Annotated in this window: 13 protein-coding genes; 5 read left to right on the plus strand and 8 right to left on the minus strand. The window is 39.8% G+C overall.

The genetic code is table 11. The features are described 5' to 3' along the window. Positions 1-195: 195 nt before the first annotated feature. Positions 196-861, minus strand: a complete 666-nt coding sequence (locus O1450_RS01030) for a hypothetical protein (protein ID WP_269229387.1) — start codon at positions 859-861, stop codon at positions 196-198. A gap of 168 nt (positions 862-1,029) precedes the next feature. Between O1450_RS01030 and O1450_RS01035 the strand changes: the two genes are divergently transcribed. The 5 genes from O1450_RS01035 to O1450_RS01055 all read left to right on the plus strand — a co-directional run bounded on the left by O1450_RS01035 (position 1,030) and on the right by O1450_RS01055 (position 10,127). Further along, positions 1,030-3,033 (plus strand): type I restriction-modification system subunit M, encoded by a 2,004-nt coding sequence (locus O1450_RS01035; protein WP_269229388.1) that lies wholly within the window; start codon positions 1,030-1,032, stop codon positions 3,031-3,033. 2 nt (positions 3,034-3,035) lie between these two features. After that, positions 3,036-4,283: a restriction endonuclease subunit S gene (locus O1450_RS01040; protein WP_269229389.1), complete on the plus strand. Its 1,248-nt coding sequence runs from the start codon at positions 3,036-3,038 to the stop codon at positions 4,281-4,283. Between the two features lie 140 nt (positions 4,284-4,423). After that, positions 4,424-5,470, plus strand: a complete 1,047-nt coding sequence (locus tag O1450_RS01045; protein WP_269229390.1) for an Abi family protein — start codon at positions 4,424-4,426, stop codon at positions 5,468-5,470. 10 nt (positions 5,471-5,480) lie between these two features. Continuing rightward, positions 5,481-8,765, plus strand: coding sequence for a type I restriction endonuclease subunit R (locus O1450_RS01050; RefSeq protein ID WP_269229391.1), 3,285 nt, complete (start codon positions 5,481-5,483; stop codon positions 8,763-8,765). A 12-nt stretch (positions 8,766-8,777) separates the two neighbouring features. Further along, a complete protein-coding gene (locus O1450_RS01055) occupies positions 8,778-10,127 on the plus strand; it encodes an ISL3 family transposase (protein WP_269229392.1) in 1,350 nt (449 codons plus the stop codon). 787 nt (positions 10,128-10,914) lie between these two features. Here the strand turns inward: O1450_RS01055 and O1450_RS01060 are convergent. From O1450_RS01060 to O1450_RS01090, 7 genes are all read right to left on the minus strand, one after another. Further along, positions 10,915-13,368, minus strand: coding sequence for a DUF927 domain-containing protein (locus O1450_RS01060; protein ID WP_269229393.1), 2,454 nt, complete (start codon positions 13,366-13,368; stop codon positions 10,915-10,917). Beyond that, positions 13,365-13,670, minus strand: coding sequence for a hypothetical protein (locus O1450_RS01065; protein ID WP_269229394.1), 306 nt, complete (start codon positions 13,668-13,670; stop codon positions 13,365-13,367). The genes O1450_RS01060 and O1450_RS01065 overlap by 4 nt, the downstream gene beginning before the upstream one ends. Then, on the minus strand, positions 13,663-14,040 hold the full coding sequence (locus O1450_RS01070) for a hypothetical protein (protein WP_269229395.1): 378 nt from the start codon (positions 14,038-14,040) through the stop codon (positions 13,663-13,665). The genes O1450_RS01065 and O1450_RS01070 overlap by 8 nt, the downstream gene beginning before the upstream one ends. A 3-nt stretch (positions 14,041-14,043) precedes the next feature. Next, positions 14,044-14,241, minus strand: coding sequence for a hypothetical protein (locus O1450_RS01075; protein ID WP_269229396.1), 198 nt, complete (start codon positions 14,239-14,241; stop codon positions 14,044-14,046). Then, positions 14,238-14,456 (minus strand): helix-turn-helix domain-containing protein, encoded by a 219-nt coding sequence (locus tag O1450_RS01080; RefSeq protein WP_269229397.1) that lies wholly within the window; start codon positions 14,454-14,456, stop codon positions 14,238-14,240. The genes O1450_RS01075 and O1450_RS01080 overlap by 4 nt, the downstream gene beginning before the upstream one ends. Positions 14,457-14,459: 3 nt before the next feature. Continuing rightward, on the minus strand, positions 14,460-14,747 hold the full coding sequence (locus O1450_RS01085; protein WP_269229398.1) for a helix-turn-helix transcriptional regulator: 288 nt from the start codon (positions 14,745-14,747) through the stop codon (positions 14,460-14,462). Between the two features lie 212 nt (positions 14,748-14,959). Further along, positions 14,960-15,763, minus strand: a complete 804-nt coding sequence (locus tag O1450_RS01090) for a hypothetical protein (protein ID WP_269229399.1) — start codon at positions 15,761-15,763, stop codon at positions 14,960-14,962. Between the last annotated feature and the right edge of the window lie 56 nt (positions 15,764-15,819).

Genomic DNA, 15,819 nt, shown 5'->3' on the forward strand with positions numbered 1-15,819 from the left:
AATTATTATCGTTAGCGTGTAACAAGTCTTGAATGAGACTATTGAACTTGCCGCTTTTATCATTCAATTGCTTTTTGTGTTCGGCTTCGATAAGCCTAACAATAACGTCCTTTCTTGTTTCGTTACCGTATAACGCTATGTGTTCGAGCATGTTGTGAGTGCATATATCTACACGGTATAAGGTTGAAAGTGAATTTAGCTTTTTAATAATCCTTTTAGTTGACTCAAATATTCATTTGCTTTTTGTTGAGCATTTTCTTCTGATAAATTCAAATCGGATTGAATCTTAATGATGCTTTGTTCAAACTGGCTCAATTCCAAATCACTCAATCGTTGTTCATCTTTGTACATATCTATAGTTGCTCGACACAAATGAATGAAGTGTTCTGTTGTTTTGTGCTGATAATTACAACAAGCATGAATGATATTTTTGAGTCGTCTGTGGCGTAGCTCAATATTGATTGGTTTATAAGTTGGATGACTTGCGCTAAAAAATAGTGCCTTATCTATGGCATCACCGCTATACCAACCTTTATCCAAATTTTCTTGTGCTGCTTGAATGTAAATTTCTGCTACTCGCTTCCTGTCAGCCAAAATGTATTTCTCTATTTCAGCTTGGTCAGTTAAAAGCTCAATTGGTTCAAACTGAACTTTAGTGCCGTATCTGTTTTGGGTAGATTGATCATTTACTCGCAGAAAAATGGTTGCACCTATTTCTATATCTGATAGCACGGCATTTTTGACCAGTTGGGCTTGATAATTTTTTACACTGCCGAACAGTTCAGCTTGAATATACTTTGTTCCAATTTTTAAGATACGAAATTGTCCAAATGCTGTCATTTTTTCTTGCTTATTTGGCATCTCACACCAAGCCTAATGATTATCCTGTGATAAATTTTAACATTAAGTCTTTATTCTGAAATAAAAAATTAGTCAGATTTGAAATTTTTGAATATTGCATTTCAAGGTTGAGAAATCTACGTTAATTGCATAACATTTAACTATTGCAAAATAAGGTTGAAAAACAAAATGGCTTCTGCACCAAACAATACTGAATCGACACTGGCAAGTTTTATTTGGAACAATGCAAATGATCTTTGGGGTGATTTCCCACATACAGAGTTCGGCAAAATCATTTTACCCTTTACGGTATTAAGACGTTTGGAATGTGTACTTGAGCCAACGAAAGAAGCTGTTCTCAATACTTATGCGCAATTCAAAGATCAAGGGATGGCGCTTGACGATATTCTTACTAACGTAAGCGGCAATCCATTTTATAACAAATCAACCTATAACCTATCCAATTTAGGCGGTACAAAAACCAAAGCCAACCTTGAAGATTACATCGCCAATTTTTCTGAAAATGTACGTGTCATCTTTGAACAGTTTGATTTCAATACCACGATTAATAAATTAGCCAAAGCCAATCTGTTACTACGTATTTGCAATAATTTCGCTGCCATCGACTTACATCCGAATGTTGTTCCTGACCGCACCATGAGTAATGTCTATGAACATTTGATTGCAAGATTTGGTGCGGAAGTCGGTACGGGGTCTGAGGACTTTATGACTCCGCGCGATATTGTCCATTTGGCAGCGACTTTATTGCTTGAGCCTGATAATGAGCTGTTTGAACAAAAGAATGGTTTAATCAGAACTATCTATGATCAAACGTGCGGTACATCGGGCTTCCTAACCGACATGATGAATTATGTAGACGGTTTTAAAGACCGCTATAAAGTTGCCCCTGTACTTGTACCCCACGGACAGGAATTGCAGCCTGAAACTCATGCGGTCGCATTGGGTTCAATGTTGCTCAAAAAACTGGAATCTGACCCAAGCCGTGATTTATCGCAAAATATTAAATTGGGCAGTACCCTCAGTAATGACTTATTTGCAGGACAGCGTTTCCACTATCAATGTTCTAACCCGCCTTTCGGTATGTCATGGGCGAAAGATGCCAGTGCAGTTCAATTAGAGCATAAAGAAAAAGGCTTAAATGGGCGTTTTGGTGCGGGTTTGCCTAAAGCCAGTGACGGTTCAATGCTGTTTTTACAAAACCTAATTTCTAAGTTAGAACTACCTGAAAATGGCGGTGGTCGTGGTGCGATTGTGCTATCGGGTTCACCATTGTTTAACGGTGGTGCAGGCACAGGCGAGTCAGAAATTAGACGCTTTATTTTAGAAAATGATTATCTCGAAGCGATTGTGGCATTGCCGACAGATATTTTCTTCCGTACAGGTATTGGTACTTACATTTGGTTAATCTCAAACCGTAAACCTGAACAGCGCAAAGGCAAAGTACAACTGATTGATACTACAGGCATGGGTTCACCTATGCGTAAAAACGAAGGTAATAAGCGCAAGTTTATTGACCAAAATTCGATTGATGAAATTAGCCGTATTTATGCCGATTTTGAAGAAAGTTCGGTGAGTAAGATTTTTGACTATACCGACTTTGGCTACCGCCGAGTCAAAGTCTTGCGCCCTCTACGCATTGATCTTCAATTTGATGCGGAAAAACTGGAATCCTTTAAAGCATCGAAAGAGTTTGGCAAGTTATCAGACAGCGACCAAAATGCGGTATCAGCTTATATTGAACAGCAGTTCGGTGAATCGAAAGATTATGCTTGGTTTGAGAATACATTCCTGAAAAATCTACCACTCAGCAAAGTCAGTAAGGGCTTAAAGAATGCTTTGATCGCTGCGTTTGGGGTGCAAAATCCTGATGCCGAAGCCGTTGAAATTAATGGTGAAGTGCAAATGGATAATGACCTGACTGATTATGAAAATATTCCGTTAAATCAGAATATTCAGGATTATATGGCGAAAGAGGTACTTCCTCATGCGCCTGATGCAGTAATTGATACCACTTATACTGATAGCAAAGATGGTCAAGTCGGTGTAGTGGGTTATGAAATTAACTTTAACCGTTATTTCTATGTGTTTGAGCAGCCACGCCATCCGAATGAGATTATGGCTGAGATTAAAGAACTATCTGCCGAAGTCGCACAATTGCTTGGGGAGGTTTAAAGATGCAATTTAAACAATACCCAAGTTATAAAAATAGCGGTGTGGAATGGTTAGGTGATGTACCTGAGCATTGGAATTTAAAAAGGTTTGGTTATCTTTTTGATGAAAACAAAAAGAAAAATATTGGCTTAAAAGAAACTAATGTTTTGTCTTTAAGTTATGGAAATATTAAAGAAAAGAATATTGATGACAATAAAGGTTTATTGCCTGAATCCTTTGAAACTTATCAAATTATTGAACCAAATAATATTGTTTTCCGCTTTACTGATTTGCAAAATGATAAACGTAGTTTAAGAAGTGCTATCTCAAAGTATCACGGAATTATTACGTCTGCATATATTGCTGTCAAAACCAAACAGAATGCAGATTTTTATAATTATTTGTTTCGTGCTTACGACTTACAGAAAGTATTTTATTCGATGGGCGAAGGTATGCGTCAATCTTTAAAGATGGACGAATTAAATAAAATGCCTGTTGTTTTACCAAATAAAGATGAACAAAAACGCATTGTTTCATTTCTCGACACCGAAACTGCCCGAATTGACAACCTCATCGCCAAACAAGAAAAGTTAATCGAACTTTTAGAAGAACAGCGTAAGTCGATTATTTCTCATGCTGTGACTAAAGGTTTAAATCCCAATGCACCCATGAAAGACAGTGGTGTGGAATGGTTGGGGGAAGTGCCTGAGCATTGGGAAGTTATTTCAATCAAATTTTTAGCGCATTGTTCAAGTGGACAAGGAATCAATAGTTTAGAAGTGCTAGATATAGCTGATGATAAAAATAGCTTTCCCGTTATTGGTGGAAATGGAATGATGGGATGGACATCAAAATCAAATTATAAAGAACCTGTTTTATCAATTGGGCGAGTTGGTGCATTATGTGGGAATGTACATTTGATAAACTACCCATCTTGGATTAGTGACAACTCATTGATATTGAAAGTTTATTCAAAAAAAGTGAATTTAGAAATATTACAATATATTTTACTTTCCCGTAATCTAAATAATTTAGCTTCTAAGTCTGCTCAACCATTAATTACAGGTACTCAAGTTAAAAATGAAAAAATCACACTCCCACCACCAAATGAGCAATCCCAAATTTTGCAATATATAATTCAAAACCAATCACGAATAAATAATCTAATTAGTAAACAAAAATCTTTAATCGAAAAACTTAAAGAATATCGTTCTTCGATTATCTCCCATGCAATTACAGGGAAAATTGACGTTCGGGAGTTTGGCGCATGATTTCTTTAGCAAAGTGTAAATTTCGCTTTACTTCAATAGCGACATTTGTCATTATTCTCACCAACATACCTGCCATGCCTAGGTTCAAGTTCGCTTGTTCACGCACAAATCGGCAGGTTTTTTTTGCCTGAGAAATTGCGATGGTTCAATTCACTAAACAGGCAAAAAGCAACCAAGAGCATCTTCAAACTTGGCAAGATCGTGGCTTAATCATTCCTGATCTTGCACGGGCAGACCGCTATTTAAGCTTTATTGGCTACTATCGCCTATCGGCTTATACCATTCCATTTCAGCAAATTGTTACCACGCCTTCAACAGTCTTACATCAATTTAAAGCCAATACCACATTTGATGATGTACTCAACCTATATATCTTTGATCGGGAGTTACGGCTCTTGGTCATGGATGCGATTGAACGTATCGAAGTCGCTATACGGGCACAAATTTGCAATGTGTTGTGTCATCTTTCCAATGATGCTTTTTGGTACACCGATGAACAGCATTTTAATTATGGCTATGCCCACATGCGTTTGCTTGCCAGTATTGAACGACAATTACTGGATGAAAAAAGCCGCTTAGAGCGTGATGAAAAAGCCATTGATCAACGTAAATCTGTATCGCAAGCTGATAAAGATGCTTTAAAAGACAAAGTGCGTAAAGAAAACTTCTTACGCCACTATTTATCTAAATATGACAGCCCGAAATTACCGCCTTCGTGGATGATGATTGAAATGCTGACTTGGGGTGAACTCAGCCATCTTTATGTTGGACTCAAATCGACTCAAGCCAAAAAACAGATTGCTCAAAACTTAGGATTACATGCCGAAGTTTTAGAATCATGGCTGAAAACGCTGAATGATGTACGCAATATTTGCGCCCACCATAGCCGACTATGGAATAAAGAACATGGTCGAAGCATCAAGATTCCAACGTCAAATGCGATTCAATGGCTTCAACAACCAATCATATTAAGTAATACCGCGATTCGCTATGAGAAGCGTACCTATATGCTTTTGGTGGCAATACAAACCTTACTTTATAAGATCAGCCCAAATTCAACATGGGCAAAACGACTCAAAGATTTAATTGAGCAGTATCCAACATTATCCAAAGCCAATATGGGAATGCCTGAGTTATGGCATCAAGACCCGTTTTGGCAACACGCATTACAACAAAATGAAGAATAAGGGGAATAGCATGAATATTTTGGCAGACAAAGCCCATTATGAAAGTCACTTAGAAGCCTATATTGTGCAAAAACTGCAAGCGCAAGGTTGGGTGGTTGGGCAAAGTAAAAATTACCATACCGAATATGCACTGTATCCCGAAGATTTAATCACATGGATTCAAGCCACACAGCCTGAAAAGTGGGAAAAACTGCAAGCCTTGAATGGCAATAATACCGAAAAACGCATCATCGACCGCTTGGATGATGAATTGAATAAGAAAGGCACAATCCATATCTTTCGTAATGGCTTTAGCATGGCGGGCGCAGGCACAATCGACCTCAGTGAAAGCGCACCCGAAGATGGACGCAATCAAGCTGTCATTGACCGCTACAACGCCAATATCCTACGTGTTGTTCCACAACTTAAATACCACCCTTCTAAAGATGCAGGCATTTTGGACCTTGTGTTCTTTATTAACGGCTTGCCAATGGCAACGGTAGAAATTAAGACCGAGTTTAATCAGTCTTTAGAAGATGCCATTGAGCAGTATAAAAATGACCGTAAGCCGATAGACCCTAAAACAAGACGTAAAGAGCCATTGCTGACACCTAAGCGTGGTGCAATTGTGCATTTTGCTTTGTCTGAATCTGAAATTGCCATGACCACGGCTTTAGATGGTGAAAGCACCTATTTCTTGCCGTTTAACAAAGGTAATCAGGGACATGCAGGCAATCCTCCTGCGGATGTGGCTAAAGGTGAAGATTATCCAGTGGCTTACTTTTGGGATTATGTCTGCCAACGTGATAATTGGCTGAAAATATTCCATAACTTTGTCTATGTGGAAAAGAAAAATAAAGTCGATCTATATGGCAACTGGACTGTACAGGAACGCTTGATTTTTCCACGTTACCACCAGTTTGATGCGGTGAATAAAATCATTGCCGATGTGCAAGAAAAAGGCGTAGGACTGAATTATCTGTGTGAACATAGTGCAGGCTCAGGCAAAACCTCTACGATTTCTTGGGTGTGTCATTCACTGGTGCGTTTGCGTCACAATGACGGTAAACCGTTTTATAACTCCGTCATTGTGGTGACAGACCGAACGGTACTGGATGACCAGTTACAGGAAGCGATTCAACAATTAGACCATCAGAAAGGCTTAATTGCTGCGATTAACCGTGAGGACAAAGAACATTCGGGCAAATCGAAAAGCAAACAGCTTGAAGATGCACTGTTGTCCAATAAACAGATCATTATTGTGACCATTCAGACTTTCCCGCATGTGATGGAAGCGATTCTGACCAATACCAGTTTAAGCGACCGTAACTACGGTATTGTGATTGATGAAGCACATACCTCGCAAACAGGCTCAACGGCATCTAAACTGCAAGCGACATTGGCATTGCAGTCGGGTGAAGCAATGGCAAGCCTGACTGTTGAGGAATTGCTTGAGCAAATTCAAAAAGCCCGTGTACAGTCTAAAAACATCAGTCACTTTGCCTTTACTGCAACCCCAAAACACTCGACCAAAATGCTGTTTGGTCGTACCAAAAATGGTGAGCCTGCCAGTGATGATAATTTGCCTGAATCGTTTCACCTGTACCCGCAACGCCAAGCCATTGACGAAGGCTTTATTTTAGATGTATTGCAAGGCTATGTGCCGTACAAGACAGCTTTTAAGCTCGGTGGTGATGCAGTTGATGATGATAAACGAGTCAACTCTAAAGCAGCAAAGAAAGCCTTAGCCCGTTGGATGGCTTTACATGCCACCAACGTCACACAAAAGGTGCAGTTTATTATTCAGCATTTCCACCACAATGTTGCCAATTTGCTTAATGGTCAAGCCAAAGCCATGATCGTGACCAGTTCACGCCCTGCGGCAGCACGATATAAAATTGCCTTGGAAAAATATATTGAAGATAACCCTGAATACAGTGCCTACCGTGTCTTGGTAGCATTTTCAGGTAAGCTCACGGGCAAACAGATTAGTCATGAAGCAGATGGTGATACAGAAAATGGGGTGCTATTTCGAGTTGGTGAAGATGCTGAATTTACCGAAGCCAATATGAATGCCGATACACCTAATTCTGATTTACGCATCGCATTTGACCGCCCTGAATATCGCTTAATGGTAGTGGCGAATAAATTCCAAACAGGCTTTGACCAACCCAAACTCTGCGCCATGTACCTTGATAAAGTCATTGCCAATGAAGTTGAAGTGGTACAAACCTTGTCACGCTTAAACCGTACCACCACAGGCAAAGATCAAACCTTTGTAATTGACTTTGTGAATGACCCTGAATGGATTTTAAAGTGCTTCAAAAAGTACGACAACGGGGCAAAAATGGTGGATGTACAAGACCCGAATGTGGTTTATACCATCAAAGACAATATTGAAGAACTTGATCTGATTACCGAAGATGATTTGGAGAAGTTTAAAGCAGCTCGTTTTAAAACTATCCGCGATATTAGTAATCATGATTTCAAAGAAACTACCCATCCCGACCTGTTTAAAGCAACCGATCGTGTCGCCCGCCTTTTTAACCAAAAACTGAAAATGCTCAAACAGGCGATTGAGCTACAGGAAACTGCATTTGATCAAGCCAAAGCAGACGGTAATGATGAAGGCGCAGAAAAAGCCGAATTTGAGCGCAAGCAATTAGACGTAGAATTACAAACCTTGATGCGCTTTAAGGGCAATTTGGATAAGTTTAGCCGTATTTATTCCTATGTAGCACAGCTTATTGACTTTGGCGATCCTGAACTTGAAAACTTCTCGGCATTTACCAAGCTCTTATCCAAACGATTAAATGGTATGTCTGCTAAAGAAATTGATATTTCAGGCTTGGTACTGACTGGCTTTGGCATCTTTAAAAAGAAACTTAAAACCGATGATACCGATCATCCCGAAGCGGATGAACCTCAACCATTAGCCCCCATCCAAGGTACAGCCAATGGTGATTTACAGCCAACCAAAATGACTTATCTGAAAGAAGTTATTGATCTTATTGCTCAGACTTTTGGCGATATTTCTACCCGTGAAGAACAGGTGGTATACATCAATCATTTAGTAACCATTCTACGAAATAACGATGTAGTTATGGCTCAGATTGAAAATAATCCTGAATCCACAGCCTTGCAAGGTAATTTGCCATCAGCAACGAAAGGCGCAATTATTCAAGCACTGACCTCACATCAAGACTTATCAGCATTGTTGCTCAAGACCGATGCACAAGCGATGCAAAATGTGATCAAGGTGCTGTATAAATTGCTTAAAGATGGTGAAACCATTGATGTGCATCGCCTAACATAACGGAGTATTGGAATGATTGATATTCTGCAACTGGAAGGTGTACAGCCGATAGATTACCGTAATGAAGATGGCTGTATTATGATTACCGTACAGCCAAGCGGTGAGCATTTGCAAACATGCCCTGAATGCGGTGGACGCTTATATAAGCACGGTCAGCGTATCAATCATTTTGCTGATACCCCTTTGCAGATGCAACCAGTAAAAATTGAGGTGATACGTACACGCTATCGCTGTTCTGAATGCAAAAGCATGATTACCCCTCAACTCAGCTTCTTGGATGAAAAACGTAGAGCGACCCATCGGCTGATTCAGCAAGTACGCAAGCGTTGCTTAGATCGAACCTTTACGCAGCTTGCCGAAGATACGGGTGTAGTCGTGAACACCATTAAAAACATTACGCTCGATTTCGTAGAGGAATTAGAGCGAGATATTAAGTTTGAAACGCCAACGATTATGGGTATTGATGAACTTAAATTGATGGGAACATATCGTTGTGTCATCACCAACCTTGCGATGAACAGCTTGTATGACATGCTGCCTGAAAGGACTCAAGATACCTTGCTACCATACTTCGCCAAACTGCCTGATGCAGAAAAAGTAGAATGGATTTGCAGTGATATGTGGCGACCCTTCAAAAAGTCATTTCGTCTGCACCTACCAACTGCCAAGTTGATTATTGATAAGTTTCATGTAGTGAGAATGGCAAGTGAAGCTTTAGACACTGAACGTATAGCTTTACAAAGTAGTTTGGACCGTGATGCCCGACTGAATATGAAAAAACATTTACGGTGGATACTGCTTAAACGACCAAATTCATTAACCGAAGATCAACAAAGAATTTTAGGAAATTTAGAAAAATGGCATCCTGAATTTAAGGAAGCTTATGACCTCAAAGAGCAGTTTTATAATATTTATGAAGCAACAACCAAATACGATGCCATACAAAGGTTTCATGAATGGGAAAGCTGTATTCCCAAATATTTAAAGTCTTTTCGTGATGTTGCTAAAACTGTGAATAATAACTTTGAGGATATATTCACCTATTGGGATGCGCCAATAAGAATTACCAATGCTTATACTGAAGGGCATAATGGTATTACAAGGGTCGCAAATCGAATGGGACGAGGATATACCTTTGAGGTGCTTCGAGCAAAAATGTTATATAACAAAGTGGCTCGATCTATTACAACTTTAACGACTCCATCATCTTCATTAAAACTAAGCAAAGATTATGAAGGCTTAGGTATATTTCCAACCAAACAAGAGAAAATTAAGTTGGAATATGGTGCATATATTCCAACCTTGATTGAATTGTATGGTGGTGATGACGATTTGGATGAAGAACTAATTTCAACCATGTAATGCAAATAGCCAATATTACTTGGATGTACTTAGATGAAATGCAACACTTTTCAAGTTTAGTCTTACGTACACTTACGGTTTAGCATTTTACCTTGACCTACCTTGATAGAATTAAGATATAAAATTATCTATAAATAACCGTTTAAACCTTGTCATATATACGTTATAGCGTGGTTTTAAGTGTGTTTTTTAAAGGGTGTCGTCAGGGTAATAAGTTAGTGATTGTGAGTTTTTTTTCTGTTTTTTCAGCATTTCAAAATGCCCACTACATAAGATTCTTCGTCTATTGGTTGTATTGCTGTTGACCTTAATAGGATTAGGGTCAATAAAGTCAGGAATGTGGATACACATCGCTTTACGGTTCAGGTTATTTAGAGCCTTGATAGACTTCCAGCGAAAATACAAGAATATACTGCCAACCAAAATGGAAAGAGCAGTAACCCCAATTATGATGTGAATGACATTTGTCATGTTGTTCTCTCGTTTAGCTGTATGTATGTGCCTTTTTAGATGGGACGTGTGGGACTTTTGGGACGTGCATAGATAAGATATTGATTATATATAAAAACATACGTCCCACTCTATAATAAATACGTCCAAAATATCAGTATGATACTTGGGACACAATGGGACGTATATTAAATGACGTCCCACACGTCCCATCTATGTCCCACATTTAAAAACCATATAATTTAATTAATGGGACGTTATAATATTTATATATAACAATGTATTACATTAAAATATATTGATAACGTCCCACACGTCCCATCTTAAAAATGCTATTTTAGGATTCATCATCAAAGCTGTGCATGACATCAGCCTTAAAGTGCATCATTCTCGGGCGGCTGCCATCGGGTAATTTTCCGCCCATGCGCTTCACTACTCGGTCATCTTCACCCAGTACAAGCCATCCATTTGCTTTAAGTACCTTTTTGGCGGTGGCTTCATTGATGCCGATACACATTTCCTGTTTAAACATAGTGCTTGATACAAGGTAAATACGCTCATCAGGGTCATAGTAGCCGACACGGTTGTTAATGCGTGGTCTAATCACTTCACCATCAGGATGGCGGATAATGGTTAGGCTTTCAAAACGGCTTGTCCCATGTGCTTCAAAGAATGCCTTGAAATGCTCCAGTATCTTGGTTTCTTCAATATTTCCGCCGTTGCCCAGTGTGCCTAGCCAAGTATTAAAACATTGCCCTACAGCGTCAAAACTTCGCCCTTGCTGCCATCCCGTGATGCCTGCCTGTGTTGCTAGTTCGCCTGCAACTGCCACCAGTGCAAAACGGCGTAATACTCGCACCGCTTGGCTGTTTTTGGTGGCATGTTTGGCTATGAAGTCATCGAGCATGGATTGTGCTTGTAGCATCAAGTCATCTTTATTGGCGGTCAGATATTCAAGCCACTTGATGCCTGCATGTCCGTAGTGTTTGGCGGATAGCTCATTAATGCGGTTACCAACATCACTGGAGCTATTGCCATAATTGATACGCTCAAATACGCCGCATCCTTTGCCTGCATCACTGGGAATATGAGCAAAGCGGAGCAATAACCCTGCATCCATTTCGATGCCGCCACGTCTTAAATGATCTTCTAAAGCAATCTCACCTGTAGAGGTATACATCAGGTTAAAATGCTTGGTGTCTCGATTTTTACCCGATTTACTGCCCCGTGCTTTGCCCTGTGCGCCTGTCAGCATATACACAATATCCGACACGGCTTTCGGGACTGCCTGCCGTAGTTCATCGAGATTGAGATAATTATCATTGCGGAGTTCTGCATCATTTTCCAAAGCGTTGTCAGTCGTGCGCCATGACTTCGACACGTCTTTCGGTCTGCCCCATACGCTACAAGCTGCCTTTGTAATCGTGCTTTTGCCATCGGTTGAAGTACCGTAAATATGAAAGCCGCCGCTTTCTATATCTAGTGGTGTCACCAATTGCCCCGAAAATGCACAGGCAAAGGACAATACAGCAAGGGCATGAGGTTCAATCAATCGGCTTAACTCTTGCCATCCCTCGAGCGTTCCCATTGTGCTGTAAGGGTCTTTCATTTCACTATTGAATAATAGCTGCTCATCGTCTTGGCTGCCGTAGGTGCGGTTGGTGGTGACAAAGGTATTGCCATACCATCCAGTACGATCTACACAACGAAAACGCTTCTCGATGGGGTAGTCTTGAATGTAGTTGATGAATACATTTTTCTTGTAGGTCTGACGTGGCGGCATCAATCCATGACTAGCAATTAACTTTAAAGCGTCTTGAGCTTCACCCATGAAATGCTCATAAGGGATAATCAATGTATGCAAAGTACGATCTTTATCGTGGAACTGAATAACACGTTTCCAGTTGTCATTTTTAAGGCTTCGAGCTTCTCCCAAAATAATCAAAGCATTTGAAATGAGTATTTTGCTTTGCTTGGTTTCGCCGTTCTCGTCCTGTTTTTCCTTGATCTGATATAAACCGCTTTCCAATACATGCAACCAAGAACCATCATCCATTTTGAACGGTTTGGCTAAATGTCCTTTGGGTGGGGCTTTGGCTTGTTCAATTGCCACCTGAATTATGCTATCCAGTTCATCTTGCGACATAGCAAGGTTAGGCGGTTCAGGAATAAATGCTATTTTGACATCGAGGTCAGTATAACGGCGTTGTATGTCGTCCTGTTGATGGACTGGGGCAATCACATATAGATCAGGATGTGCTTTAAACAAAGTTTTGAGTTGGTAGGCTTTGATCTTGCTATCACTATATGGCGCATAGACTGGATATGTCGTTTTAAATGCAATGTGAATATCATCAGTCACGAGCAATGGTAATTCATTCAACTTTGACCGATTGAAATACAAGCCACCATGACCAAAAACAATATCCTTAAATCCCTCAATTGTTGGATTGGTAAATACTGCCCCAGTCGGTTGTAGGTTTTCGTCAAAAAGATCAAAAACCGCCAAGCCATATAGGGCGTTATCATCAGATTCACCATACTGGGTGGCGTTCTCAATCAATGAACGGCGGATTTCTACAGAACAACCGCCCATCATTTTAACCATTGCACCGTGTAGCGGATTGTTGTTAAATAATGGGACTGTATATTCTTCAAGTGCTTCAACAATTGAATCGCTTGCATCATTGCCCACTCGCTCAAGTGGGCTTTGTTGTTTCTGATGGGTAGCATTTGAAATGCCACCCTCAAGCATATCGGGAGCAGTATCCCATGAGGGTTTTATATTCATACATCACCCCCTTTTGTATTCTCCCATTCTTGTTCGTATTGTTCTGACATTTCTGCATGGTAGCTATGATGCTCCTCTGCTAGGTAGCTGTACATCTCCAGTGCGGTTTTTAGTTCATCGAAATGGCATGAATGTATGCCTTGTTGCTGTAAGTCCACACTTAACTTGATGAAGTCACGGTGGACTCGGTTTAGTGCGCTTTGCATCCAGTTCATATCACATGCAGCCAACGACTGAATGACGTGCATGTCGCCAGCATCGTATTTTTTAGGTGCATTTGTAGAATTGATTTGATTAGGCATGATGATTGCCTCCTAGTAATTTTGAGTTTTGAGAAATTTCACCATGTTTAAAACTGGTGAGGGGCATCACTCTCGGTCTACTAGAACCGCCCGACATATTCACCATTGCTGACTTATTTTGTCGTGTCTGCCCCTCATAGAGGGAGTACAGCCTTGTTTGTGTAGCTGAAACACTTGCGCCTGTTTTCTGCACAGCTTGAGAGGCTAGGCAAAAATTAAGCACAATAAAACCACAATGACGTTGTGGGGTGACGCTAGTAGATTTTGAGAGGTCTACAGCATAAGCCGAACGTCCACAGCTTGCAATAAGAAATATCGCCAGTAGCCATATTAGAAGCAATTTAAAAAGGTTTGAATAAAGTTCTTTCATGCGTCAAAACTCCTCTTGAATAATCTCTAGGACTTCAATCATTTGCTCTTTTATCTGTGTCATTGAGAAGTTTTTTCCCTCCTCAATATCAATAATTAAACCGACTGCAATGTCGTAGATATTCGCTAACCGCATTTCGTCATCGGTCATGGGTTGGCTCTCGGTTTGGGTTGCGGATTTAAAATCTATAATTTCGCTCATGCTGCCACCTCTTTTAATTCGTATCGGGCATGTGTGCCTTTGCTGTTCAGGTTCTTTTCGTTATGGGTCACAATGTCATAACCTGCATTTCGTAAACGCTGAATGATTGCGCTCAGGCGATAGCAATCAAAGTGATAGATGGCTTCTGCCTGTGAGAGGGTCTTACCTTGTTTTAAGTGGCTTAAAACTTGGGTTCGATGGGTGATGTCAGCCATAGGTTAAGCCTCCAAGCCTTTGGACTGCATCCATGCTTGGACTTCTGAAAGTCGCCATACGGTAACGCTATCGCTGAGTTTGATAGGAGCAGGGAATAGACCGCGTTTGACCCATTCCCAAATAGTCTTGTCAGATACTCCGATCAAGCCTTTTGAGGCAGGACGTGCATTGATGTTTTTGGTTTTGCCTTTATTGATACCGCTTTTATAAGTGTGAATGGCCGCTTGCTTTTCGGGATAATTGGCAAGGTCTTTGATGCGTAAAAACTGTTCTTGATTGAGAGATGACATATACACCCATCCTATTCATAGATTGAAATAGAAAGCCTTTGCAGTTCGTTGCATTGGCTTGATGGGTGTAGTTTGTTATTTTTATTTGGTTACTAGTTATAGGTAGTTGGTCACTAGATAAAGCTAGATGGTCACCATTTTTGCAAAGTAGTGACCATATCAAAAAAAATGGTCACCATATTAGTGACCAATATCAATAAATGATTATTCAATTATGGTGTTTTACCTTTTTTCACAGTGTTGAAGTGGGCTTTGAATCCAATTGACTTAATGTTTTCGGCAACATCTATTAAATTATTTTCTTCATTATCCTCATTTATAAGATTGCTAATCGGAGAATTGATCATCGTTGTTATTGATTTGATTAAGAGGGAATTTTCTCTATATATTGGATAATGGTCACCGAGGTAAGTTTTAACTTTTTTTGCCGTCCCTTTTTCTCCAGCATAATGACCAAGAATATTGATTCTTCGATGCGCACCAAGAGCAGCCTGTAACATAGGTGGTAATCGCTCCATATCATTTATAATTCTTGGAACTTCCCTTGCGCTGCATTTTTGTAAACCCAGCATATCCTGAAAAGTACTCAAAATATATGCCATCTCATCGGTTTCGGGTTGTGTCACACTATTTGGTATATATGGATATGTCGCTTCAATCATCTTATCAGTAATGGGTAACCCATCATTTTTTAGTTCTAATAATAGTCGCTGTTTAGCAAAGCCAACCATCTCGGTATGCATTTCTAAGCAATGGGGGGATTCATTTAATTTGCGTATAACTTCAAGAGGTGATGGCAAGTTGTAGATATTTTCTTCTGAATATTCAATAATTTCACAATCATTTAAAAATAATAAATATTTTGATTTTTTCAATAATTCTTTTTTACATACAAGCCAACTAACAACCGTCTCTTTATTATTGTTTGGCTGTATTTGTTGCAGCATATTAATAAGATCATCAATAGATATAAACTGGCTATAAAGTCTATTTAAATCACTTTGAATAATATCCAATATGCCTCCCATAGCATTCCCAAAAGGTCACTAGGTCAACATATTGGGTATATGCT

This window comes from Acinetobacter sp. TR11, assembly GCF_027105035.1.
GTDB lineage: Bacteria > Pseudomonadota > Gammaproteobacteria > Pseudomonadales > Moraxellaceae > Acinetobacter.

Coding starts and splice junctions, on each gene's coding strand:
- O1450_RS01030 (WP_269229387.1), bottom strand. CDS start 861: ATGCCAAATAAGCAAGAAAAAATGACAGCATTTGGACAATTTCGTATC.
- O1450_RS01035 (WP_269229388.1), top strand. CDS start 1,030: ATGGCTTCTGCACCAAACAATACTGAATCGACACTGGCAAGTTTTATT.
- O1450_RS01040 (WP_269229389.1), top strand. CDS start 3,036: ATGCAATTTAAACAATACCCAAGTTATAAAAATAGCGGTGTGGAATGG.
- O1450_RS01045 (WP_269229390.1), top strand. CDS start 4,424: ATGGTTCAATTCACTAAACAGGCAAAAAGCAACCAAGAGCATCTTCAA.
- O1450_RS01050 (WP_269229391.1), top strand. CDS start 5,481: ATGAATATTTTGGCAGACAAAGCCCATTATGAAAGTCACTTAGAAGCC.
- O1450_RS01055 (WP_269229392.1), top strand. CDS start 8,778: ATGATTGATATTCTGCAACTGGAAGGTGTACAGCCGATAGATTACCGT.
- O1450_RS01060 (WP_269229393.1), bottom strand. CDS start 13,368: ATGAATATAAAACCCTCATGGGATACTGCTCCCGATATGCTTGAGGGT.
- O1450_RS01065 (WP_269229394.1), bottom strand. CDS start 13,670: ATGCCTAATCAAATCAATTCTACAAATGCACCTAAAAAATACGATGCT.
- O1450_RS01070 (WP_269229395.1), bottom strand. CDS start 14,040: ATGAAAGAACTTTATTCAAACCTTTTTAAATTGCTTCTAATATGGCTA.
- O1450_RS01075 (WP_269229396.1), bottom strand. CDS start 14,241: ATGAGCGAAATTATAGATTTTAAATCCGCAACCCAAACCGAGAGCCAA.
- O1450_RS01080 (WP_269229397.1), bottom strand. CDS start 14,456: ATGGCTGACATCACCCATCGAACCCAAGTTTTAAGCCACTTAAAACAA.
- O1450_RS01085 (WP_269229398.1), bottom strand. CDS start 14,747: ATGTCATCTCTCAATCAAGAACAGTTTTTACGCATCAAAGACCTTGCC.